21 protein-coding genes are annotated in these 22,613 nt (G+C 56.8%); 13 read left to right on the forward strand and 8 right to left on the reverse strand.

The genetic code is table 11. The annotated features are described in order from the left end of the window. Window positions 1–71 precede the first annotated feature (71 nt). The 7 genes from GOX45_RS01840 (at window position 72) to GOX45_RS01870 (ending at window position 7,446) form a co-directional block, all read left to right on the forward strand. Complete coding sequence (locus tag GOX45_RS01840) at window positions 72–521, forward strand: CopD family protein (RefSeq protein WP_171097402.1); 450 nt, start codon at window positions 72–74, stop codon at window positions 519–521. 122 nt (window positions 522–643) lie between these two features. Further along, window positions 644–1,915, forward strand: a complete 1,272-nt coding sequence (rho, locus tag GOX45_RS01845; protein ID WP_171097404.1) for a transcription termination factor Rho — start codon at window positions 644–646, stop codon at window positions 1,913–1,915. Between the two features lie 30 nt (window positions 1,916–1,945). Further along, entirely contained in the window at window positions 1,946–3,232 is a 1,287-nt protein-coding gene (gene mnmE / locus GOX45_RS01850; RefSeq protein WP_171097405.1) for a tRNA uridine-5-carboxymethylaminomethyl(34) synthesis GTPase MnmE, read from the forward strand. Window positions 3,233–3,244: 12 nt separating this feature from the next. After that, window positions 3,245–5,113: a tRNA uridine-5-carboxymethylaminomethyl(34) synthesis enzyme MnmG gene (mnmG, locus tag GOX45_RS01855; RefSeq protein ID WP_171097407.1), complete on the forward strand. Its 1,869-nt coding sequence runs from the start codon at window positions 3,245–3,247 to the stop codon at window positions 5,111–5,113. Continuing rightward, entirely contained in the window at window positions 5,110–5,733 is a 624-nt protein-coding gene (gene rsmG / locus GOX45_RS01860) for a 16S rRNA (guanine(527)-N(7))-methyltransferase RsmG (RefSeq protein WP_171097409.1), read from the forward strand. Before mnmG ends, rsmG begins: the two co-directional genes overlap by 4 nt. Beyond that, on the forward strand, window positions 5,726–6,529 hold the full coding sequence (locus tag GOX45_RS01865) for an AAA family ATPase (protein ID WP_171097411.1): 804 nt from the start codon (window positions 5,726–5,728) through the stop codon (window positions 6,527–6,529). The genes rsmG and GOX45_RS01865 overlap by 8 nt, the downstream gene beginning before the upstream one ends. A 20-nt stretch (window positions 6,530–6,549) precedes the next feature. After that, on the forward strand, window positions 6,550–7,446 hold the full coding sequence (locus GOX45_RS01870) for a ParB/RepB/Spo0J family partition protein (protein ID WP_171097413.1): 897 nt from the start codon (window positions 6,550–6,552) through the stop codon (window positions 7,444–7,446). Here the strand turns inward: GOX45_RS01870 and GOX45_RS01875 are convergent. The 4 genes from GOX45_RS01875 to rph are packed head-to-tail and all read right to left on the reverse strand — an operon-like array spanning window position 7,436 to window position 10,261. Continuing rightward, window positions 7,436–7,789, reverse strand: coding sequence for a YbaN family protein (locus tag GOX45_RS01875; RefSeq protein WP_171097415.1), 354 nt, complete (start codon window positions 7,787–7,789; stop codon window positions 7,436–7,438). The two genes, GOX45_RS01870 and GOX45_RS01875, sit on opposite strands and share 11 nt — an antisense overlap. A gap of 3 nt (window positions 7,790–7,792) precedes the next feature. Further along, window positions 7,793–8,947 (reverse strand): radical SAM family heme chaperone HemW, encoded by a 1,155-nt coding sequence (hemW, locus tag GOX45_RS01880; protein WP_171097416.1) that lies wholly within the window; start codon window positions 8,945–8,947, stop codon window positions 7,793–7,795. Continuing rightward, complete coding sequence (gene rdgB, locus GOX45_RS01885) at window positions 8,937–9,551, reverse strand: RdgB/HAM1 family non-canonical purine NTP pyrophosphatase (protein ID WP_171097419.1); 615 nt, start codon at window positions 9,549–9,551, stop codon at window positions 8,937–8,939. Before rdgB ends, hemW begins: the two co-directional genes overlap by 11 nt. After that, window positions 9,548–10,261 carry a ribonuclease PH gene (gene rph, locus GOX45_RS01890; protein ID WP_171097421.1) on the reverse strand — a complete coding sequence of 238 codons (714 nt, stop codon included), beginning with the start codon at window positions 10,259–10,261 and terminating at the stop codon, window positions 9,548–9,550. Before rph ends, rdgB begins: the two co-directional genes overlap by 4 nt. A gap of 112 nt (window positions 10,262–10,373) precedes the next feature. Between rph and hrcA the strand changes: the two genes are divergently transcribed. Beyond that, window positions 10,374–11,438, forward strand: a complete 1,065-nt coding sequence (hrcA, locus tag GOX45_RS01895) for a heat-inducible transcriptional repressor HrcA (protein ID WP_171097422.1) — start codon at window positions 10,374–10,376, stop codon at window positions 11,436–11,438. 10 nt (window positions 11,439–11,448) lie between these two features. Next, entirely contained in the window at window positions 11,449–12,012 is a 564-nt protein-coding gene (locus GOX45_RS01900; RefSeq protein WP_171097424.1) for a nucleotide exchange factor GrpE, read from the forward strand. A gap of 58 nt (window positions 12,013–12,070) precedes the next feature. On the opposite strand, the gene mutS is transcribed toward GOX45_RS01900, so the two are convergent. Continuing rightward, window positions 12,071–14,686, reverse strand: coding sequence for a DNA mismatch repair protein MutS (gene mutS, locus GOX45_RS01905; RefSeq protein ID WP_171098119.1), 2,616 nt, complete (start codon window positions 14,684–14,686; stop codon window positions 12,071–12,073). A 161-nt stretch (window positions 14,687–14,847) separates the two neighbouring features. On the opposite strand from mutS, the gene GOX45_RS01910 reads away from it, so the two are divergent. Together GOX45_RS01910 and GOX45_RS01915 are read left to right on the forward strand one after the other, a co-directional pair. After that, entirely contained in the window at window positions 14,848–17,103 is a 2,256-nt protein-coding gene (locus GOX45_RS01910; protein ID WP_171097426.1) for an NADP-dependent malic enzyme, read from the forward strand. A 3-nt stretch (window positions 17,104–17,106) separates the two neighbouring features. Further along, window positions 17,107–17,979, forward strand: coding sequence for a ribokinase (locus GOX45_RS01915; RefSeq protein ID WP_171097428.1), 873 nt, complete (start codon window positions 17,107–17,109; stop codon window positions 17,977–17,979). On the opposite strand, the gene msrA is transcribed toward GOX45_RS01915, so the two are convergent. Both msrA and GOX45_RS01925 read right to left on the reverse strand, forming a co-directional pair. Further along, window positions 17,976–18,647 carry a peptide-methionine (S)-S-oxide reductase MsrA gene (gene msrA / locus GOX45_RS01920; RefSeq protein WP_171097430.1) on the reverse strand — a complete coding sequence of 224 codons (672 nt, stop codon included), beginning with the start codon at window positions 18,645–18,647 and terminating at the stop codon, window positions 17,976–17,978. The genes GOX45_RS01915 and msrA overlap by 4 nt on opposite strands. 170 nt (window positions 18,648–18,817) lie before the next feature. Next, window positions 18,818–20,044, reverse strand: coding sequence for an argininosuccinate synthase (locus tag GOX45_RS01925; RefSeq protein ID WP_171097433.1), 1,227 nt, complete (start codon window positions 20,042–20,044; stop codon window positions 18,818–18,820). 76 nt (window positions 20,045–20,120) lie between these two features. On the opposite strand from GOX45_RS01925, the gene GOX45_RS01930 reads away from it, so the two are divergent. Then, window positions 20,121–20,954 (forward strand): hypothetical protein, encoded by an 834-nt coding sequence (locus GOX45_RS01930; protein WP_254445906.1) that lies wholly within the window; start codon window positions 20,121–20,123, stop codon window positions 20,952–20,954. 58 nt (window positions 20,955–21,012) lie between these two features. Further along, a complete protein-coding gene (ilvA, locus tag GOX45_RS01935) occupies window positions 21,013–22,239 on the forward strand; it encodes a threonine ammonia-lyase IlvA (protein ID WP_171097434.1) in 1,227 nt (408 codons plus the stop codon). Here ilvA and GOX45_RS01940 read toward each other — a convergent pair. Then, window positions 22,236–22,565 (reverse strand): Hpt domain-containing protein, encoded by a 330-nt coding sequence (locus GOX45_RS01940; RefSeq protein ID WP_171097436.1) that lies wholly within the window; start codon window positions 22,563–22,565, stop codon window positions 22,236–22,238. The genes ilvA and GOX45_RS01940 overlap by 4 nt on opposite strands. Window positions 22,566–22,613: the final 48 nt, after the last annotated feature.

The raw sequence follows: 22,613 nt of genomic DNA on the forward strand, positions 1-22,613 counted from the left end.
ACAAAACCATCATCCTTTTTCTTTTCTTATTTTTTTATTAGGGAGGATTTGATCACGAACCGAGGGGCATCATGTCTGACCTTCTTTTTACCATATACCCTTGGGTGAAGTCTCTGCACATCATGGCCGTGATCTCTTGGATGGCTGGATTGTTCTATCTACCCAGACTGTTTGTCTATCACGTAGAAAAGGCACAATCGGTTGACGGGGCAGAACCGATTTTCTTTGAGATGGAAGAAAAGCTGCTGCGTGTGATCATGCGACCGGCAAGTATCGTGGCCTGGATATGTGGCCTGATCATGGTGTTCACACCGGGCATTGTCGGCTGGGATTTTGCCTGGCCCTGGGTCAAGGGTGTGGCGGTGATCGCAATGACCTGGTTTCATCATTGGCTGATGGCTAGACGCAGGGACTTTGTTGCGGGGCGAAATACGCTCACTGGGCGGCAGTATCGCATGATGAACGAGATCCCGACCGTTTTGATGGTTTTGATCGTTCTGGCGGTCGTTCTGAAGTTCTGAGGGGCGAATTGACTCTGCTCTTCGACGCGCTTATGTAATTGCCAACTCGCCCGTCCGGGCGGCGTATCTTCCGTACTGAAATTCCACTTTGTACCGCGCAGTTCGCGGTGAAGGTATATATTATGACAACTGACGCCCTGAATCTGGCCGACCTCAAGGCCAAAAGTCCCAAAGACCTTCTGGCCATGGCCGAAGAGCTGGAGATCGAAAACGCCTCGACCATGCGGAAAGGCGAGATGATGTTCCAGATCCTGCGCGAACGCGCGGATGAGGGGTGGACCGTTGGTGGCGATGGCGTTTTGGAGGTTCTGCAAGACGGGTTCGGCTTTTTGCGCTCGCCCGAGGCGAATTATCTGCCCGGTCCCGACGATATCTATGTCTCACCCGACATGATCCGCCAACATTCGCTGCGCACCGGTGACACGGTCGAAGGTGAGATTAAGGCGCCGGATGAGAACGAACGCTATTTTGCGCTGACCAAGGTGACAAAGATCAACTTTGAAGACCCGGAAAAAGCCAAGCACAAGATCCTGTTCGATAACCTGACGCCCTTGTACCCCGAGGAGCGTCTGAAGATGGAGATCGAAGATCCCACCATCAAGGACAAATCCGCCCGTGTGATCGACCTGGTTGCCCCGATCGGGAAGGGTCAGCGGTCACTGATCGTGGCGCCTCCGCGGACAGGTAAAACGGTAATCCTGCAGAACATCGCGCATTCGATCGAACAGAACCACCCGGAGTGTTACCTGATCGTCCTGCTGATCGACGAACGCCCAGAAGAGGTGACCGATATGCAGCGCTCGGTGAAGGGTGAGGTTGTGTCCTCGACCTTCGACGAACCGGCGACGCGCCACGTTGCCGTATCGGAAATGGTGATCGAAAAAGCCAAACGTTTGGTCGAACATAAACGAGATGTTGTTATCCTTCTCGATTCGATCACAAGACTTGGTAGGGCATTTAACACAGTTGTGCCGTCGTCAGGTAAAGTTCTGACCGGTGGTGTGGACGCCAACGCGTTGCAACGGCCCAAGCGGTTCTTTGGTGCTGCGCGGAATATCGAAGAGGGCGGATCGCTGACCATCATCGCCACTGCGCTGATCGATACCGGCAGCCGGATGGACGAAGTGATCTTCGAAGAATTCAAAGGCACTGGTAACTCGGAGATCGTGCTGGATCGTAAGATTGCCGACAAGCGTGTGTTCCCGGCCATCGACATCCTCAAATCCGGTACCCGGAAAGAGGATCTGTTGGTCGACAAGGGTGATCTGGCCAAGACCTTTGTTCTGCGCCGTATCCTCAACCCGATGGGGACAACCGACGCAATCGAGTTCCTGTTGTCGAAGTTGAAACAGACCAAGACAAACTCGGAATTCTTCGACTCGATGAATACCTGACACAGGTCTTAACCCTCGCGAGGCCTTCGAATGGATACGATATTCGCCTTGGCCAGCGCGCAAGGCAAAGCTGGGGTGGCGGTCATCCGCCTCTCTGGCCCTTTGGCCCATTCTGCTGCGAAAACGCTGGTTGGTGGTGATCTGCCTCAACGCGGAATGCGCGTGCGGACCTTGCGCGCGCCAGATGGAACGCGTTTGGACGATGGACTTGTGTTGACCTTTCAGGCTCCGTCCAGTTTCACCGGCGAAGATGTGGCCGAGCTTCAAATCCATGGCAGTACAGCAACGGTGAACGCGGTTCTGCGCTGTCTGTCTGACATGGATGATCTGCGCATGGCAGATCCCGGGGAATTCACGCGCCGCGCGTTGGAAAACGGGCGCATGGATCTGACCCAAGTAGAAGGCCTGGCCGATCTGATCGATGCCGATACCGAAGCACAACGCAAGCAGGCCCAGACCATATTGGCCGGTGCGCTTGGCGATCTGGTCGAGCGTTGGCGACGGGATCTGATCCGGGCTGCGTCTTTACTGGAAGCCGTGATTGACTTTGCTGACGAAGAGGTGCCGACCGACGTTTCACCTGAGGTGCGGGATCTGATCCAGGGTGTAGTGCAGGACCTGGACAAAGAAGCCAAAGGCGTCCAAATCGCGGAACGTGTGCGAACCGGGTTCGAGGTGGCGATTGTTGGCCTGCCAAACGCGGGAAAGTCGACCTTGCTGAACGCATTGGCAGGTCGCGAGGCTGCGATAACATCGGAATATGCCGGAACGACTCGGGATGTCATCGAAGTTCGCATGGATCTGGCAGGTTTGCCTGTCACTTTGCTCGATACTGCAGGTTTGCGGGAAACAGATGATCATGTCGAAGGTCTGGGAATAGACCTTGCGCGACGGCGGGCAAATTCCGCTGATCTGCGCGTTTTTCTGGCTGATGATGTTGAAGCACTGGGAATACCCGTTCAACCTGAAGATGTGATTGTCCGTCCGAAAGCAGACCTCGGTCCTGAAAGGGCTGCTGGTGTATCAGGGAAAACAGGGCAGGGGATCGATCAGCTGGTTTCCGATATATCGTATAGGCTTGCGGAGCGAACCACTAGTCATGGTATTGCGACCCGTGAAAGACATCGCGTCGCGATGATCCAGGCATCCAATGCGTTGACGCAGGCAGAGCGGGTACTGGAATCAGGTCCCGACATGTATGATATTGCAGCTGAAGAATTGCGCACCGCGATACGTGCCTTGGAAAACCTGGTCGGACGCATAGATGTCGAAACACTGCTGGATGAGATCTTTTCCAGCTTCTGTCTTGGAAAGTAAGGAGTGTTTCACGTGAAACATTCACAGTTTGATATCGTTGTGATCGGAGCCGGTCACGCTGGAAGTGAAGCTGCCCATGCGGCTGCTCGGATGAATGCGCGAACTGCATTGGTGACTCTGTCCGAGAAAGACATCGGTGTTATGTCATGTAATCCGGCGATCGGAGGATTGGGCAAGGGCCACCTTGTCCGTGAAATCGACGCGATGGATGGGGTTATGGGCCGCGTCGCTGACCGGGCTGGGATTCAGTTCCGGCTGCTAAACCGGCGAAAAGGGCCGGCGGTTCAGGGACCGCGCGCGCAGGCAGACCGAGCTTTGTATCGTGCGGCAATGCAAGACGAAACGCGTCGTCAGCAAAACCTGACTGTCATTGAAGGCGAAGTTGTAGATCTGATCATGGCAGGGGATCGCGTTTCTGGTGTTGTTCTGAGTGACGGATCAGAGATCCCAGCAAAAGCTGTAATTTTGACCTCTGGAACGTTTCTTCGCGGCGTGATCCATATCGGCGACGTTTCCAAGCCTGGTGGCCGTATGGGGGATCGTCCCTCTGTCAAATTGGCGGAACGGTTGGACGGGTTTGACCTTCACATGGCGCGTTTGAAAACGGGTACGCCACCGCGGCTGGATGGTCGGACAATCAATTGGGATGTGCTTGAGCGTCAGGATGGGGACGAGGACCCTATTCTGTTTTCATTTATGTCAAAATCTGTCGTGGCACCGCAAATCGCATGTGGAATCACACATACCAACGCGCGAACGCATCAGATTATCGAAGATAACCTCTCACGTTCTGCAATGTATGGGGGTCATATCGACGGGGTGGGTCCACGGTATTGCCCGTCTATCGAAGACAAGATCGTTCGATTTGCGGACAAGGAATCGCACCAGATCTTTTTAGAGCCGGAAGGCATCGGAGATCATACGATTTACCCGAATGGTATTTCAACGTCGCTGCCGGAGGACGTGCAACACGCATATGTTCGGTCAATCGTAGGCCTGGAGAGTGCGGAAATCCTGCAGCCAGGCTATGCGATCGAATATGACTATGTTGACCCTCGGGTGCTGACAGCTGAATTGGCTTTGCCTGAGGTGCCCGGCCTATATCTAGCGGGTCAGATCAACGGAACTACAGGATATGAGGAAGCAGCAGCGCAAGGGTTGGTTGCCGGATTGAATGCTGCGTTGGCCGTTCAAGGCAAGGATCCGATCCATTTCACTCGATCCGACAGCTATATCGGCGTTATGATTGATGATCTCACAACGCGAGGCGTTGCGGAACCCTATCGGATGTTCACCTCGCGTGCGGAGTTTCGTCTTTCTTTACGTGCGGACAACGCCGACCAACGGTTGACACCGCTTGGGTGTGACATCGGATGTGTCGGGCAAGCGCGTCGGGCGTTGTTCGAGCGAAAAATGGAAAAGCTGGTTCAGGCAAAGACGGCCTTGACTGAGCGGACATTCACGCCAAAGGAGGTTCGCAGCGCAGGTATTGACGTCAATCAAGATGGAAACCGACGGGACGGGATGGCTATCCTTGCTTTTCCGAAGGTGAATTTTGAAGATGTTCTGCCACTTGTTCCCGAGCTTGCAGGCACTGATGCCGAAACGCGGAGACAGATCGAACGCGATGCGCTCTATGCGAATTACATTGCACGACAGCAAAGAGATGTCGAAGCTATGAAGCGAGATGAAACCCATGTTATCCCTCGTAACTTCGATTATTTCGCTCTGGACGGCCTATCGTCGGAGATGAAGCAGAAGCTTTCGAATGCAAAACCAGCAAATATCGCGCAGGCTGGTCGGGTCGAAGGCGTCACCCCGGCTGCGATCACATTGGTTCTGGCGAAGCTGCGTCGGGATCTGAGAGCTCGAAAAGCATGATCCAGCTTTCTTCGGAGACAGTTGATGCTCTGAATGTTTCACGTGAAACACTCGACCACCTGAAAACCTACGTAAATCTCGTGGAGCAATGGAACCCGAGAATAAATCTGGTGTCTCGCGCAAGCCTTGCGCAGATTTGGGACCGGCATATCCTGGATTCCGTGCAAGTATTCCGCTGTGCACCGCAAGGTAAAACTTGGGTAGATTTGGGAAGTGGGGGTGGTTTTCCGGGGATTGTGTGTGCAATCCTGGCAAAGGAAACCGCACCCGACACCGAATTCACCATGGTCGAGAGCGATCAACGAAAAAGCGCTTTCCTTCGCGCAGTCATTCGCGAGATTGGTGTAAATTGTCGCGTGATGTCGAAGCGCATAGAAGTAGTTGAGCCGCTAAGCGCCGATATTCTGTCGGCGCGGGCCTTGGCTGATCTGACCACTCTTCTGTCCTTTTGTAACCGGCACTTGCATGCATCGGGCACCGCATTGTTGCCGAAAGGCGCGAGCTGGAAAAAAGAGCTGTCAAAAGCTCAGGAAGAATGGAAATTCACTGCTGACCCGATTAAAAGTATAACTGAGCCCCAGGCCGTTATCCTTAAAATCACAGGAGTCTCACGTGGTTGATTTGTCTCGTCCGAACGGACCTCGGATCATCGCGGTCGCAAATCAAAAAGGCGGGGTGGGAAAGACAACAACAGCAATCAACTTGGCCGCCGGTTTGGCCGAGGCTGGCTGTCGAGTTCTTGTGGTGGATCTTGACCCCCAGGGCAACGCGTCCACCGGGCTGGGCGTAGAAGATCGGGACTGGACGACCTATGATCTGCTTTTGGACGATGCGCCACTCGAAGCGGTTGTACAGGACACGGAAATTGACAACCTTCTGGTTGTTCCGGCCACGGTGGATCTTAGTTCAGCAGATATTGAACTGATCTCGAACGAGAAGCGTAGCTATCTTTTACATGACGCACTGAGGCAAACTGCGGTGGACGCGTTTTCCTTGGATTTTATCCTGATCGACTGCCCGCCTTCGCTGAATTTGTTGACTGTTAACGCCATGGTGGCTGCGCATTCTGTTCTGGTTCCGCTGCAAAGCGAGTTCTTTGCGCTGGAAGGATTATCACAGTTGATGCTGACAATACGAGAGGTTCGGCAGACCGCGAATCCAGACCTCAGAATCGAAGGTGTTGTGTTGACCATGTATGACAACCGCAACAACTTGTCCCGCCAGGTGGAAAAAGACGCGCGTGACAATCTGGGTGAGATGGTATTTAAAACCAAAATACCCCGAAATGTTCGGGTCAGTGAGGCACCGTCTTATGCGATGCCGGTTTTGCAGTACGATTCGGGTTCTCTGGGCGCGATGGCCTATCGGCACTTGGCCCGGGAGGTCATGCACAAGAATAACAAGTCAGCGGCCTGACCGGTCGACAGGAGGGCAAAATGAGCGCCAAGAAAAGCAAGCCCCGGGGATTGGGTCGCGGATTGTCCGCTCTGATGGCGGACGTCACGCCCGAAGGAGAAGGGCGCGTATCTGCCACGCCGCGCCGTCCTGATCTGAATGTACCTATCGAAAAGCTGAAAGCGAATCCCAATCAGCCGCGCCGGACGTTCTCACAAGATCAATTGGATGATCTGGCGGCTTCGATCAAAGAAAAGGGCATCATCCAACCTTTGATCGTGCGTGCGATTAACGACAGCGAGTATGAAATCGTAGCGGGTGAGCGCCGCTGGCGCGCGGCACAAATGTCTCAGCTGCATGAAATTCCAGTCATCGTGCGCGAGTTCGACGATACTGAGGTGCTGGAAGTCGCCATTATCGAAAATATCCAGCGCGCCGATCTGAATGCGGTGGAAGAGGCCGCGGGTTATCGGCAGTTGATGGACAAGTTTGGCCATACGCAAGAGAAGCTGTCCGAAGCTTTGGGCAAAAGCCGCAGCCACATTGCAAACCTGATGCGTTTGCTGTCTTTGCCTATGGATGTGCAGGCACTGGTGGTCGAAGGGAAGCTGTCTGCCGGTCATGCAAGAGCGCTTGTTACGGCTGAAAACGCGTCCGAACTTGCCAAACAGATCGTTAAAGACGGATTATCTGTTCGGGCGACTGAAAATCTGGTGAAAAAGCAGAACCAACCGAATGATCCGAAGGTAACCCCTCGCACACGAAACCTGAATGCAGGAAAAGATGCGGATACGCGCGCGCTTGAGAAAGATCTTTCGGCCATATTGGCAATGAAGGTTTCGATCAACCATAAGGCTGGTGGAGAAAGCGGGCAGGTGGTTCTGACCTATGAAAACCTGGATCAGTTGGATGATCTGTGCGCCAAGCTTAGCCGCTAGGCCTGGTCCAGATAAAGATCATAACTCCGGCTAACGTAATCGCCTGAATGACCAGGACAAGTGTCGGTACAGATAGCAAAACCGAAAAACCGAAAACGGCGGCAACAGACAGGGTCGCCGCCTTTTTTGCGGCTGGGCGAATGGCGCCGGATTGCTGCCAGTCCGCTATCATCGGGCCAAAAGTTTTGTGGGTGATGAGCCAATTGTGTAGCCGCGTCGAAGATCGGGCAAAAAAGAACGCGGCCAATAGCAGAAACGGTACGGTTGGCAGCAGCGGTAGAACAACCCCGATCATCGCCAGTGCAACGCAGAGAAGTCCGAGTGCGGCCCAAAGATACTGCATCTGTTAACCCAGCAGCTCTCGGATTACCGCGTTCAATACCGCTCGCCCATCCGGCGTGGCCATCAAGCGCCCATCTTGACACTGAACCATGCCGATCTGGGTAAGGTGGTCCAGCTTGTCTTGGGGCAGAGAACATCCGGACAGTGCGCAGTATCTCTCTATATCTAGTCCTTCTACAATGCGTAGACCCATCATAAGGTATTCTTGAGCCTGTTCTTGACGTGTCACCTCGGTGCGAACTGTCTCGCCATTGCCATTGGCTGCGGCACCCAACCAGCGTTGAGGGGCAAGATGCGTTTCGGTTGCGAATTTCTGACCATTTAAGGTGATCCGCCCATGCGCACCGGGACCGATGCCGACATAGTCGCCATAGCGCCAATAGATCAGATTGTGCTGCGACTCGGCACCGGGCCTTGCGTGGTTGGACACCTCATAGGCGGGCAGCCCGTGAGTTTCGCAGATCTCTTGCGTGGCCAGATACATATCGGCGGCGCTGTCATCTTCGGGCAATCCGTGCAGTTTGCCCAACGCATAGCGATCTCCAAAGGCAGTGCCTTGTTCGATCGTTAACTGATAGAGCGACAGGTGATCGACGGCCATCGACAGCGCTTCGGTCAATTCCGCGCGCCAGGCGTCAAGAGTTTGGTGTTGGCGCGCATAGATCAGGTCGAAACTGACACGGTCAAAACAAGATCGGGCTATGTCGAACGCGGCACGCGCCTCGCTGACCGTATGAATGCGGCCCAACCGGCGCAGGTCGTCGTCGTTCAGCGCCTGAACGCCCATGGAGATGCGGTTCACACCTGCATCGCGATAGGCGGCGAACCTGCCTGCCTCAACCGAGCCGGGATTCGCTTCCAGCGTGATTTCCATGTTGTTGGCGGGGCGCCACAGCGCACGCGCCGTATCAATGACGGCAGCGACGGTCTCGGGGGCCATCAGCGATGGTGTGCCGCCACCGAAAAAGATCGTGTTCAAAACCCTGTCGGGTGTTTCACCGGCAGAGCGGCGCAATTCACTTAGGTAGCAGTCAAGCCATTGTTTTTGATTAATATTTCTTGAAACATGGCTGTTGAAATCGCAATAGGGGCATTTGGCCTCGCAAAAAGGCCAATGCACATACAGGCCAAAGCCCCCGTTGCGCCAATCATCCGCCAAAGCAGCCTTTCACGAACATCTCCACCGCGCGGCCCCGGTGGCTGATCTTGTTCTTTTCCCAGCGATCCATTTCCGCAAAGGTAATTGTGTGGCCTTCGGGGACAAACATTGGATCATAGCCAAACCCGCCTTCGCCGCGCACGGGCCAGACAAGATGGCCGGGTGCAACGCCTTCGAACACTTCGTCATGCCCGTCAGGCCAGGCCAGGACCAAAGTGCTGCGGAACTGAGCGGTGCGTGGGTGAGGGGCGTTTTTTGCCTCCAGCTCGTTGTGGGCACGAGTCATGGCCATCATGAAGTCGCGGCCGTTACCGGTTTCGGCCCAATCAGCGGTATAGACGCCGGGCGCACCGTCCAACGCGTCGATGGTGATCCCGGAATCGTCCGAAAGCGCGGGCAGGCCGGTGGCCTTCGCTGCGGCATGAGCCTTGATCCGGGCGTTGCCGACAAAGGTATCCTCGGTCTCTTCCGGTTCGGGCAGGCTCATGTCAGCCGCGCCAACCACGGTCACGCCGAAGGGTTCCAGCAGGTGCGCGACCTCTTCAAGCTTGCCTTTGTTGTGTGTGGCAACCAACAGGCGGCCGCCCTCGAACTTACGGGTCATGCGGTCGCGGCTTTCTGGGCCGCGGCCAGCTCGCCGACGCCTTTTTCCGCCAGATCCATCAGCTGATCCATCTGCGCGCGGCTAAAGACAGAGCCTTCAGCGCTCATCTGTACTTCGATCAGCTTGCCGGAGCCGGTCATGATGAAATTGCCGTCCACGCCAGCCTCGCTGTCTTCGGGATAGTCCAGATCCAGTACCGGCTGGCCCGCATAGATGCCACAGGACACAGCGGCCACCGGATCAACCAGCGGGTCCGAGATCACGTCGCCCGTTTTCATCAGCTTGTTCACGGCCAGACGCAGTGCAACCCATCCCCCGGTAATCGAGGCGCAGCGGGTGCCGCCATCGGCCTGGATTACGTCGCAGTCCACGGTGATCTGACGCTCGCCCAGGGCCACGCGGTCGACACCAGCGCGCAACGCACGGCCAATCAAGCGCTGGATTTCTACGGTACGGCCGCCTTGCTTGCCGCTGGCCGCCTCGCGCCGCATCCGGGTGTTGGTTGCGCGGGGCAGCATACCGTATTCAGCGGTAACCCAACCCAGACCCGAGCCCTTGATGAAGGGCGGTACGCGTTCCTCGATCGTGGCGGTGCACAGCACATGGGTGTCGCCCATCTTGATCAGGCAAGACCCTTCGGCATGTTTGGTAAAACCCGTTTCGATTGAAACGGCGCGCATTTCGTTTAGATCACGTCCTGAGGGTCGCATGGGAATTCCTTTGTTTGCTGGGTTGGGGATACCGCCCTGCAGCGTTACGATGCAACCCCGATTGACCTTTCCATGGCCTGCTATTTAATGACCACCCAGCAGGAGATTGCCGATGAGCGACGCGAGCAAAATTCTGGATGAGATGAACGACCGGTCCCGTGAGGTGTTCCGGTTGATAGTCGAAAGCTATCTGGACAGTGGTGAGCCGGTGGGCAGCCGCACGTTGACGCGCACTTTGTCGGAAAAAGTCAGCGCGGCGACCGTGCGCAATGTGATGCAGGATCTGGAATTTCTGGGCCTGCTCGACAGCCCGCATGTCAGTGCAGGCCGCATTCCGACCCAGCAGGGGTTGCGTATGTTTGTAGACGGGCTGCTTGAGGTGGGTGATCTGGGGCCTGATGACAGGCAGAAACTTGATGAGACATTAGGCTCTAACGCTGGGGACGTTGGTGGCATGCTGGACCGTGTAGGTGCGGCTTTGTCAAACGTGACACAGGGCGCATCACTGGTTTTGACGCCCAAGCATGAGGCCGAGATCAAACATATCGAGTTCGTCTCATTGGGTCATGACCGCGCCTTGGTGGTTCTGGTCTTTTCTGATGGTCACGTTGAAAATCGCCTGTTCACACCACCGCCCGGGCAAACGCCAAGTTCGATGCGGGAAGCCGCGAATTTCCTGAACGCGTTGATCGAAGGGCGCACACTTGGCGATGTGCGGCGTCAAATGCAAAGCCAGATCGACGCGCGCAAGCAGGAAATTGATGTTTTGGCGCGGGAAATGGTCGAGAGCGGCATGGCCGCCTGGGAAGGGGATGGCACCGACTCGGCCCGGTTGATTGTTCGCGGGCGGGCGAATCTTCTGGGTGAATCGGGTGAGGCCGAAGAACTGGACCGCATTCGCACCCTGTTTGATGATCTGGAACGCAAGCGCGACATCGCGGAATTCCTTGAATTGACCGAGGATGGCGAAGGTGTGCGCATTTTTATCGGCTCTGAGAACAAACTTTTCTCACTTTCGGGTTCCTCTTTGGTGGTGTCTCCATATATGAACGCTGATCGTAAGATAATTGGTGCGGTTGGGGTCATCGGGCCCACTCGTCTGAACTATGGGCGGATCGTACCAATCGTGGATTATACGGCGCAACTGGTCGGCAAGCTGATATCCGACCGGAGCTAGAGGGTAAGAGATGGCAGAACCCAAGAACGAAGATTTTCTGGATGACATCATGTCGGCCGAGGCGGAAGAGCTGGCGGATGAGATGGCCGAGATCAGCGATGAAGCGCTGGAGCTGGATGAGCTGCGCGCCGAGCGGGATGACTACAAAGACAAGTTCATGCGTGCCTTGGCGGATGCGGAGAACGCGCGCAAACGCGGAGACAAGGCGCGCCGCGATGCGGAACAATATGGCGGGTCAAAGCTGGCGCGCGATATGCTGCCGGTTTACGACAATATGAAGCGCGCTCTGGAGGCCGCGACAGATGAGCAGAAAGAAGTCGCTGCGGGTCTGATCGAAGGGGTCGAACTGACCATGCGGGCCTTGAAGGATGTGTTCCAGAAACACGGGATCGAGGTGATCACGCCGGAAGTCGGTGACCGGTTTGATCCCAACGTGCATGAGGCGATGTTTGAGGCTCCGGTGCCGGGGACTAAGGCTGGCGACATCATTCAAGTATCTGCCGAAGGGTTCATGCTGCACGACCGTTTGCTGCGCCCGGCGCAGGTTGGGGTGTCTTCAACACCTGCGAGCTGATTGACCTCTGCGAGGCCAAGCCTCCGGCGGAGGTATTTTTGAACAGAAGAAGGGGCGGTCAGGATTTGGCCGCCTCTTTCAGTTTGTAGATCAGGTCAAGCGCTTCGCGGGGGCTGAGCTCATCCGGCAGGATGTCGTTGAGCATGTCTGTGACCGGTGACGTTTTTTTGGGCGCAGGTGGCGGCGGCGGAGCGGCCGAAAAGAGCGGGAGGTCATCGATCAACGCTTTTTGTTTGCCGCCTTCACGTTCGGTTTTTTCCAGTTGCTCAAGGACAACGCGGGCGCGGTCGACGACAGAGGCGGGCAGGCCGGCCAGCTGTGCGACCTGAACGCCATAAGACCGGTCGGCGGCGCCTTTGTGGACCTCGTGCAGGAAGATGACCTCACCTTCCCATTCCTTGACCGCGACGGTGGCGTTGTCGACACCTTCGAGATTACCGGCGAGAGCGGTGAGTTCGTGATAATGCGTGGCAAACAGGGCGCGGCATGTATTCGCGGCGTGCAGATGTTCCAACGTAGCCCAAGCAATGGACAGCCCATCATAGGTGGCGGTGCCGCGCCCGATTTCATCCAGGATGACCAAGGCGTGCGCATCTGCCTGGTTCAGGATGGCTGCGGTTTCGACCATTTCGACCATGAAGGTCGAGCGACCGCGGGCCAGATCGTCGGAGGCGCCGACACGGCTGAAAAGCTGGCTAACCAAACCAATATGCGCGCGTTCAGCGGGAACATAGCTGCCCATCTGGGCCATTAGAGCAATCAGGGCGTTCTGGCGCAGAAACGTGGATTTACCAGCCATGTTGGGGCCGGTCAGAAGCCAGATCGCAGCGCCGTCTTCCGCGCTGAGGTCGCAGTCATTCGCGATGAACGTGTCGCCGCTTTGGTGACGCAGGGCGTGTTCGACAACCGGGTGACGACCACCCTGAATGTCGAAGGCGCGCGATGCGTCGACCTGTGGGCGGCACCAGTTTTCGCCACGCGCCAGATCGGCAAGCGCTGTGGTCAGGTCCAGCTCGGCTAACCCTCGGGCGGCTTGGTTGAGGCGGGCGGCGAGACTCAAAATCTCATCAGAAAGCCTTTGATAGAGCCGTTTTTCGATCTCCAGCGCCAGATTACCAGCGTTCAGGATGCGGGTTTCGATCTCGGACAGTTCAACCGTGGTAAAACGCACCTGATTGGCGGTGGTTTGGCGGTGGATATAGGTTTCGCTGAACGGGGGGCTCAGCATCTTTTCGGCATGGGTGGCTGTGGTTTCGATGAAATAACCCAGCACATTGTTGTGCTTGATCTTCAGTGAGGCGATACCGGTCTGTTCGGCATATTTCTGCTGGAATCCGGCGATGACCGAGCGGCCTTCGTCGCGCAGGGTACGGGCTTCGTCCAGTTCTTCATCAAAGCCAGTAGCGATGAACCCACCATCTCGGGCCAGCAGTGGGGGTTCGGCAACCAATGCGTCATCTAAAAGCTGCAGAAGGTCGTTAAACCCGACAAGGTTTTGCACCGCTGATCTCAACAAATCCGGCAGGTCTTGGGAAGCGCAAAGATCGGCAAGTGTCGCGGCCTGATTCAACCCATTGCGGATTGCCGCCAGATCGCGCGGCCCACCGCGATCCAGCGACAGGCGGGACAGGGCGCGGTCAAGATCCGGGGTTTTGCGCAGGGCTTCGCGCAGATCTGAGGTGATCAAGCTGTCTTCGACGGCAAAACTCACCGCATCCAGCCGGGCGTGGATCACATCAAGGCTGCGCGAGGGGCTTGAGAGCCGTTGTTCCAGCAGTCGCGCACCGCCGGGTGTCACTGTGCGGTCAACAACGGACAACAGCGATCCGGCGCGACCACCAGACAGGGAGCGGGTGAGTTCAAGGTTGCGCCGGGTTGCGGTGTCGATCTGAACCACGCGGTCTGCAGATTCCTTTGTCGGAGGTTGCAGAAGGGGCAGTTTGCCCTTTTGCGTGATCTCAAGATAGTCGATCAGGGCCCCCATGGCCGAGACCTCGGCACGGGTAAAGCTTCCAAACGCGTCCAGTGCTCCAACTTTGAACAGCGCACAGATGCGTTTTTCGGCGGCGGTGCTGTCGAAACTGGCGCGGCCGATCGGGGTCAGCGAGATGCCCAGGTCGCGGGCGGGTTCCTGCAAGGCCTGCTCGGATCCATCAGCAATGATCAACTCGGACGGTGCCAGCCGGGCGAGTTCGGGGCTGAGCCGCACTGAGGTCAGCGGCATGACATGAAACGCACCGGTCGAGATATCGGCCCAGGCCAGCGCGGCCTCATCCCGAACCTCGGAATAGGTGGCGAGAAAGTTGTGTCGGCGCGCCTCAAGCAATGCGTCTTCGGTCAGTGTGCCGGGGGTCACCAATCGCACAACATCGCGCATTACTACTGATTTAGAGCCTCTTTTCTTTGCCTCAGCCGGACTTTCCATCTGTTCGCAGACTGCCACGCGAAAGCCTTTGCGAATGAGTGTCAGCAAATAGCCTTCGGCTGAATGCACCGGCACACCGCACATCGGAATGTCGGTGCCGTTGTGTTTACCGCGCTTGGTCAGCGCGATGTCCAGCGCCTCGGCTGCGTTGACCGCATCGTCAAAGAACATCTCATAGAAGTCGCCCATGCGATAAAACAGCAGAGCGTCGGAATGGGCCTCTTTGATCTCAAGGTATTGCGCCATCATCGGCGTGACTGTGGACAAGGCGGCCCCCTTCTGGCGTGTTCCGGGCGTGACCTTACAAATCCCCCTCGTGCGACGAAAGGCGAAAACGCAATGTCGTTGAGGCGCAGCCCTGCCTGCGTTATGACGCGTAAGCCCTGAACTCATGGAAACGACCTGAAAAGATGCCCAAAGCGAAGATCACCAAAGAAGAGGCGCTGGCCTTTCACCTGGACCCGACCCCCGGCAAATGGGAGGTGCAGGCCACCGTTCCCATGACCACGCAGCGCGATCTGTCTTTGGCATACAGCCCCGGCGTGGCGGTTCCGTGTGAGGCCATCGCCGAAGCGCCCGAGACGGCGTATGACTATACCAACAAGGGCAATCTGGTCGCCGTGATCTCGAATGGGACGGCGGTTTTGGGTCTTGGCAACCTTGGTGCGCTGGGCTCGAAGCCGGTGATGGAAGGGAAATCGGTTCTGTTCAAGCGGTTTGCTGACGTGAATTCGATTGATATCGAGCTGGACACCGAAGACCCGGATGAGTTCTGCCGCGCGGTGCGTCTGATGGGGCCGACCTTTGGCGGGATCAACCTGGAAGACATCAAGGCGCCCGAATGTTTCATCATCGAACAGCGCCTGAAGGAAGAGATGGATATCCCTGTCTTCCATGATGATCAGCACGGCACAGCGGTAATCTGTGCCGCGGGCCTGATCAATGCGCTGCATATTTCGGGCAAGAAGATCGAGGACGTGAAAATCGTCCTGAACGGAGCTGGCGCTGCGGGGATTGCCTGTATCGAACTGCTCAAGGCGATGGGTGCGCGGCACGAGAATTGCATCGTCTGTGACACCAAGGGTGTGATCTATCAGGGTCGGACGGAGGGTATGAACCAGTGGAAGTCAGCCCATGCGATTTCCACGGATCTGCGCACGCTAGAAGACGCGATGAAGGATGCCGACGTGTTCCTGGGCGTCTCGGTCAAAGGGGCCGTGACGCAGGACATGGTTGCTTCGATGGCGGACAATCCGGTGATCTTCGCCATGGCCAACCCGGATCCCGAGATTACGCCGGAAGAGGCCCATGAGGTGCGCGTGGATGCAATCGTCGCCACCGGGCGCAGCGACTATCCCAACCAGGTGAACAACGTTCTGGGTTTCCCCTACCTGTTCCGTGGGGCGCTGGATATCCATGCCCGCGCCATCAATGACGAGATGAAGATTGCCTGCGCGCATGCGCTGGCCCGTCTGGCGCGCGAGGATGTGCCGGATGAGGTTGCCATGGCCTATGGCAAGTCGCTGACCTTTGGCCGCGATTACATCATTCCCACCCCGTTCGACCCGCGCTTGATCCACCGGATCCCGCCCGCTGTCGCCAAGGCCGGGATGGACACGGGTGCAGCCCGACGCCCGATTATCGATATGGACGCCTATGAGCTGAGCTTGAAATCCCGGATGGATCCAACCGCCAGCATCCTGCGCGGTCTAAACGCGCGGGCGCGTCAGGCCCAAAGCCGGATGATCTTTGCCGAAGGTGACGATCCCCGCGTATTGCGTGCGGCTGTGATGTATCAGCGCTCGGGTTTTGGCAAAGCTCTGGTGGTCGGTCGACAGGATGACGTGAAGGAGAAGCTGGAAGAGGCCGGTCTGGGCGATGCTGTGCGCGAGCTTGAGGTGTTGAACGCGGCCAATACCCTGCATCTCGATGCCTACAAAGACTTTCTGTACCAGCGACTGCAACGCAAAGGTTTCGACCACAAAGACATTCACCGCCTGGCGGCCCGCGACCGGCATGTGTTCTCATCCCTGATGCTGGCGCATGGCCATGGTGATGGGCTGGTAACAGGGGCCACTCGCAAGTCGGCGCATGTTTTGGACCGCATCAATCACGTGTTTGACGCCGACGCCGCGCATGGGGCTGCGGGGGTAACGGCCTTGTTGCATAAGGGTCGGATTGTCCTGATCGGTGACACGCTTGTGCATGAATGGCCGGATGAGAATGATCTGGCCAATATCGCCGAACGCTCTGCCGCCGTCGCCCGCCATATGGGGCTTGAGCCGCGAGTGGCCTTTGTCAGTTTCTCGACCTTCGGCTATCCGGTGTCCGAGCGTGCGGAAAAGATGCATCGTGCGCCAACAGTTCTGGACCAGCGGGGCGTGGATTTCGAATATGAAGGCGAAATGACCGTGGATGTGGCGCTAAACGTTGAACAGCAGGCCAGCTATCCGTTCTCGCGCCTGAACGGTCCAGCCAATATCTTGATCGTGCCCGCGCGCCATTCGGCCAGCATTTCGACAAAGCTGATGCAGGAAATGGGTGGCGCAACCGTGATCGGCCCGATCCTGTCGGGTGTCGACAAGCCCATTCAGATCTGTTCGACCGTCTCGACCGCTAATGACATCCTGAACATGGCCATTCTGGCCTCCTGCGATATTGGGTAAGACATGGCGATCTGGAACCTCGGCTCGATCAACGCAGACATGGTCTATGACGTACCGCATCTTCCCGGTGCGGGTGAAACGCTTGCCGCCGATGGGCTAAGCCGGTTTCTGGGCGGCAAAGGGGCCAATATGTCGGTGGCCGCCGCACGGGCCGGAGCGCGGGTGGCGCATATCGGGGCGGTTGGGCCTGATGGGCGCTGGGCTTTGGACAGGCTGACTGAATACGGAATTGATACGCTTTTCATTGCCGAGGTTGAGGTGCCGACCGGTCATGCCATTATCGCCGTGGACAAGGCGGGGGAGAACAACATCATCCTGTTTCAAGGGGCCAACCACGCCATTTCCAACGCGCAGCTGGGTCAGGCCCTTTCGGTGGCCGAGGCCGGAGACGTTCTGGTCATGCAGAATGAAACCAATGCACAGCTTGAGGCGGCGAAAATGGGCCGCGATCTGGGTCTGACTGTATGTTACGCAGCCGCACCCTTTGATGCAGATGCGGTCCAAGCGGTGTTGCCGATGCTGGATTTTCTGATTCTGAATCAGGTTGAGGCGGATCAGCTGCAAGCGGCAACTGGACTTACCGTTTCAGATCTGCCGGTCGAACATGTGGTTGTGACCTTGGGCTCTAAGGGCGCTAGGTATGTCCAGAAAGACCATGAGCCGGTCGATTTCGCGGCCCATAAGGTTCAGGCCGTCGATACAACAGGGGCCGGGGATACGTTTACGGGCTATGTGCTGGCGGGGATGGATCGCGGAATGCCCATGGAACAGGCAATCCAACAAGCAAATCGTGCCGCGGCCCTGATGGTCACGCGGCACGGGACTGCTGATGTCATTCCCGACCTGAAAGAAGTTCGGGAAGCGCGGTTCGATTAAGACCCGACGAAAGGTGCGTCGCTGCCCCACAATTGTTGAACACGGGCGTCACGACCGCACGCTTTGCGATAGGCTTTGTAGGCGTTGGCCTGACGTTTGGGGCCAAAGCGGGTGATCACCAGCTTTTTGCCTTTGTAATAGTCCTGATGGTAGGCCTCGGCAGGATAGAATGTGCCTTCGTTCAGGATCGGTGTAACAACCGTCTGACCAAGCGCAGCTTGTGCATTGGCTTTGGCTTGTTGCGCAAGTGCTTTTTCGCCTGCATCAGAGACGAATATTGCGGTACGATAGCTGTCGCCACGATCACAGAACTGACCGCCTGCATCGGTGGGGTCGACCGAGCGGAAGAACATGTTCAGCAGGGTTTCACGTGACACACGGGCCGGATCAAAGGTGATCTGCACCGCCTCGTAATGACCTGTTCCGCCTTTGCTGACCTGGTCATATGTCGGATTGGCTGCGGATCCGCCAGTAAACCCCGAAACGGCTTCGATCACACCGGGGACAGATTCAAAATCTGATTCAACGCACCAGAAACATCCGCCAGCAACCGTTAGGGTTTCGGTTCCGGCCGCCGGTGCAGGAGCCGCACGCAGAAGCGCGGCCAGCGTCAGCAGGGTAAACAAGAGGGCAGGTTTGACGTAGTCGAGGTAAGCAATCCGGGTCATGTCAGGTCTCCTTCTGAGATCAGGGTGACCCGAGATTGAGCCGCGTGCAATCACCTGAAATCGATTGTCACGGGGTGGTGAGACGAGTTTATCAGCGGTTCAACGGAACGACCCGAAAGCAGAACGACAGCAAAGGCACAGGCAAAGATGCCGGTACCTTTACGTTGCGCTTATTTCGACAGGCGTTTGTCGCGCGCCGCCAGCAGTTTCAGGCGCAGCGCGTTCAGCTGAATGAAGCCTGCCGCGTCTTTCTGGTCATAGGCCCCGGCGTCTTCTTCAAAGGTCACATGCGCCTCGGAATAGAGCGAGTGATCCGACCAGCGGCCCACGGTTGAGGCGAGGCCTTTGTACAGTTTCACGCGAACGGTGCCGGTGACATGTTCCTGGCTCTTGTCGATGGCGGCCTGCAGCATCTCGCGCTCGGGCGAGTACCAGAAGCCGTTATAGATCAGCTCGGCATATTGCGGCATCAGCTGGTCTTTCAGGTGCATCGCGCCGCGATCCATGGTGATCGATTCAATGCCGCGGTGCGCTTCCAGCAGGATGGTGCCGCCCGGGGTTTCGTAAATACCGCGCGATTTCATGCCCACGAACCGGCCTTCGACCAGATCGAGACGGCCAATGCCGTGTTTGCCGCCATATTTATTCAGCTTGGTCAGGATCGTCGCCGGGCTCATCGCCTCGCCATTGATGCTGACCGCGTCGCCTTTTTCAAAGCCGATCTCGATGAACTCGGGCTCGTTCGGGGAGTCCTCGGGGTGGACGGTACGCTGATAAACATAATCGGGCGCCATATCCGCGGGGTCTTCCAGAACCTTGCCCTCGGACGAGGTGTGCAGCAGGTTGGCATCGACCGAGAACGGGGCCTCACCGCGTTTGTCCTTGGCAATCGGAATCTGGTTGGCTTCGGCAAATTCCAGCAGCCTGGTCCGGCTGGACAGGTCCCACTCACGCCACGGCGCAATGACCTTGATGTCGGGGTTCAGCGCATAGGCTGCCAGTTCGAACCGCACCTGATCATTGCCCTTGCCGGTCGCCCCATGGGCCACCGCATCGGCGCCGGTTTCGGCGGCAATCTCGACCAGTCGTTTTGAGATCAGGGGACGCGCGATGGACGTACCCAACAGGTACAGCCCCTCGTACTGCGCATTGGCGCGGAACATCGGGAACACGAAATCACGGACGAATTCCTCGCGGATGTCCTCAATATAGATGTTTTCTGGCTTGATCCCCAGCAGCTCGGCCTTTTTGCGCGCGGGCTCAAGCTCTTCTCCCTGACCCAGATCGGCGGTGAAGGTCACAACTTCACAGCCATACTCGGTCTGCAACCATTTCAGAATGATCGAGGTATCAAGGCCACCGGAATAGGCCAGAACAACTTTCTTGGGCGCGGACATCTGACTTCCCTTTATGCGTAGATCGACTGGCCCCTAACGGGTTTTGCACGCAGGGGCAAGCTGTGTGCGTTGACGTATGGAAGGATTTGGGGTGAAACGGTGGGATAGCGAACAAGGATTGGTTGAGAGGGCGAATTTTAGGATGCTGGGATTGGAGATTTTCGTACATTCAGTGCGGATGGTTTTGAGGAACCTAAAGCAGGCGCTGCAAATTTCTGTTCTGCCCGCGCTGATTGGTGGTGTGCTGGCAGTCGGTTTGTTTTTCCTGTTCGACATCCCGTTTGAGGAATTCGACAGTGAAACCGATGGGTTCCCTCCCGGGGTGACGGCTGGATCCTTCGCCGGATTTCTCCTGAGCCTGATAGCTGTTGTTTTCAGTATCATGCTTTGGATAGTCGTCTCGTGGCACCGTTTTGTTCTTCTTGAGGAATATCCGACCGGGTTGGTTCCACCCTTCAGATTTGACCGCGTACTTGCCTATTTTGGCCGTCTTTTCATGTTGGGCTTGTTGGCTATGGTCATTATTATCCCGGGAGGGATAGTGATGAGCTTTATGGCGCAGGCCTCGGTGGCCTTGGGCATACTGTTCTGGATCGCGCTGATCATTTTTCTTTCCATCGGGTTCTATCGAGTTTCTCCGATTCTGCCGGCTGCAGCCATCGGGAAACCAATAAAACTGTCCGAGGCTTGGCAGGCGACGTCAGGTGCTAACGGCGCAATACTGCTGTTGTTGATTTTGACGGTGCTTTTTCAATTGGTGCTTCAGCTGTCGGCGTCAGTGCTGCTTTTTGTTCCGATGATCGGTGTCCTGATTGTTCTGTTCGCCTCGATGCTGATCGTCCCCCTGATCAATGTCAGCATCCTAACCACCATGTACGGCGTCTTTATTGAAAAACGCGAGCTCTCCTGAGCTGCGTACACATATGTATTCCTTGCCCTTTCAGCGGTGATCGGGCAGGGAAACCGGCATGACTGATTTCATGACCCGTGCCCGTGCCGCCGAACAGGCGATGCGCTCTGTGTTCCCGGCAACGCCCTTGCAGCGCAATGCGCATTTGTCTGATCGATTTGGTGCCGATATCTGGCTGAAACGCGAAGACCTCAGCCCGGTGCGGTCCTACAAGATCCGGGGCGCGTTCAATGCGATGCGTAAGCAGCAGGGGCAAGAGCTGTTCGTTTGCGCCAGCGCAGGCAATCACGCGCAGGGTGTGGCTTTCATGTGCAAGCATCTGGATGTGCGGGGCGTGATTTTCATGCCTGTGACCACACCGCAGCAGAAAATCCAGAAAACGCGCATCTTTGGCGGCGACAATATCGAGATCCACCTGACCGGTGACTATTTCGACGACACTCTGGCCGCGGCGCAAGCGTGGTGCACCCAGCAGGGCGGGCATTTCCTGTCGCCGTTCGACGATGCGGATGTGATTGAAGGTCAGGCCTCTTTGGCGGTTGAGATTGAAGAGCAATTGGGCCAGGCGCCTGACCATCTGTTGCTGCCTGTGGGCGGCGGCGGCATGTCGGCGGGCGTGGCCACATGGTTCGGAGACCGCGCGCATTGCTTGTTCGTGGAACCTGCCGGCGGAGCCTGCTTGCGCGCGGCTCTGGCCACCGGGCATCCCGTGTCGCTGGATCATGTTGACAATTTCGTCGATGGTGCAGCGGTTGGCCGGATCGGCGCGCAACCGTTTGAGCTGCTCAAATCGCGGCATCTGTCGGATGTGCTGGTTCTGTCCGAAGATCGTATTTGTGCCACGATGATCGAAATGCTGAATGTCGAGGGGATTGTTCTGGAACCAGCCGGAGCTTTGGCCATTGAAGCGCTGGGCGATATCCAAAGCTTTATCCGGGGCAAAACCATAGTCTGCGTCACCTCGGGCGGGAATTTCGATTTTGAACGTCTGCCCGAGGTCAAGGAACGTGCACAGCGGTATTCGGGGGTGAAGAAGTATTTCATTCTGCGCCTGCCGCAGCGTCCGGGCGCGTTGAAAGAGTTTTTGAACATTCTGGGCCCCGAAGACGACATCGCCCGGTTCGAATATATGAAGAAATCAGCCCGCAACTTTGGCTCGGTCCTGATCGGGATCGAAACCAGAAGGCCCGAGAATTTTGCCCGGCTGTTTGCCCATCTCGACGACGCCGGGTTTACCTATACCGATATCACCGATGACGAGACCCTGGCGCAATTCGTGATCTAGTGCAGGTGCTCAGCCACGCCGGACTGGAAGATCGATTTGGACTGATCATAGGTCTTTAAGATCTCAGCCAGATCAATCTGTCCGGCTTCCCCGGCTGCCGCACGCCGCTCGCCATCCTGACACAGTTTGGAGAACTGATTGAACCCAAGGCTGAGTGCGCTGCCTTTCAGGAAATGCAGGTTCTGCTCGATCTGGGTACGGTTTTTATCCTTGTTCAGCCGTTCAATCGCTTCTTGCACCTCGTCCAAGAAAATCTCGACAACTTCGGCGAATTCTTCTGCGCCAACCTCATCCCGCAATTGTTTGACCCTGGGCCAGTGAATCATGCTGCACCTCCGCCTTACTGCGGGTGATAACCGTTTGTGGGTAAACAC

The organism is Ruegeria sp. HKCCD7255 (genome assembly GCF_013031565.1).
Taxonomy (GTDB): domain Bacteria; phylum Pseudomonadota; class Alphaproteobacteria; order Rhodobacterales; family Rhodobacteraceae; genus Ruegeria.

Bases quoted from the DNA above. Each gene is read 5' to 3' on its own strand.
- rdgB (WP_171097419.1), bottom strand. From the start codon at position 9,551: ATGACCCGTAAGTTCGAGGGCGGCCGCCTGTTGGTTGCCACACACAAC.
- GOX45_RS01870 (WP_171097413.1), top strand. From the start codon at position 6,550: ATGAGCGCCAAGAAAAGCAAGCCCCGGGGATTGGGTCGCGGATTGTCC.
- ilvA (WP_171097434.1), top strand. From the start codon at position 21,013: ATGACTGATTTCATGACCCGTGCCCGTGCCGCCGAACAGGCGATGCGC.
- rph (WP_171097421.1), bottom strand. From the start codon at position 10,261: ATGCGACCCTCAGGACGTGATCTAAACGAAATGCGCGCCGTTTCAATC.
- GOX45_RS01900 (WP_171097424.1), top strand. From the start codon at position 11,449: ATGGCAGAACCCAAGAACGAAGATTTTCTGGATGACATCATGTCGGCC.
- hrcA (WP_171097422.1), top strand. From the start codon at position 10,374: ATGAGCGACGCGAGCAAAATTCTGGATGAGATGAACGACCGGTCCCGT.
- msrA (WP_171097430.1), bottom strand. From the start codon at position 18,647: ATGACCCGGATTGCTTACCTCGACTACGTCAAACCTGCCCTCTTGTTT.
- GOX45_RS01840 (WP_171097402.1), top strand. From the start codon at position 72: ATGTCTGACCTTCTTTTTACCATATACCCTTGGGTGAAGTCTCTGCAC.
- rho (WP_171097404.1), top strand. From the start codon at position 644: ATGACAACTGACGCCCTGAATCTGGCCGACCTCAAGGCCAAAAGTCCC.
- rsmG (WP_171097409.1), top strand. From the start codon at position 5,110: ATGATCCAGCTTTCTTCGGAGACAGTTGATGCTCTGAATGTTTCACGT.
- GOX45_RS01930 (WP_254445906.1), top strand. From the start codon at position 20,121: ATGGAAGGATTTGGGGTGAAACGGTGGGATAGCGAACAAGGATTGGTT.
- GOX45_RS01915 (WP_171097428.1), top strand. From the start codon at position 17,107: ATGGCGATCTGGAACCTCGGCTCGATCAACGCAGACATGGTCTATGAC.
- mutS (WP_171098119.1), bottom strand. From the start codon at position 14,686: ATGATGGCGCAATACCTTGAGATCAAAGAGGCCCATTCCGACGCTCTG.
- GOX45_RS01910 (WP_171097426.1), top strand. From the start codon at position 14,848: ATGCCCAAAGCGAAGATCACCAAAGAAGAGGCGCTGGCCTTTCACCTG.
- mnmE (WP_171097405.1), top strand. From the start codon at position 1,946: ATGGATACGATATTCGCCTTGGCCAGCGCGCAAGGCAAAGCTGGGGTG.
- GOX45_RS01875 (WP_171097415.1), bottom strand. From the start codon at position 7,789: ATGCAGTATCTTTGGGCCGCACTCGGACTTCTCTGCGTTGCACTGGCG.
- GOX45_RS01925 (WP_171097433.1), bottom strand. From the start codon at position 20,044: ATGTCCGCGCCCAAGAAAGTTGTTCTGGCCTATTCCGGTGGCCTTGAT.
- GOX45_RS01940 (WP_171097436.1), bottom strand. From the start codon at position 22,565: ATGATTCACTGGCCCAGGGTCAAACAATTGCGGGATGAGGTTGGCGCA.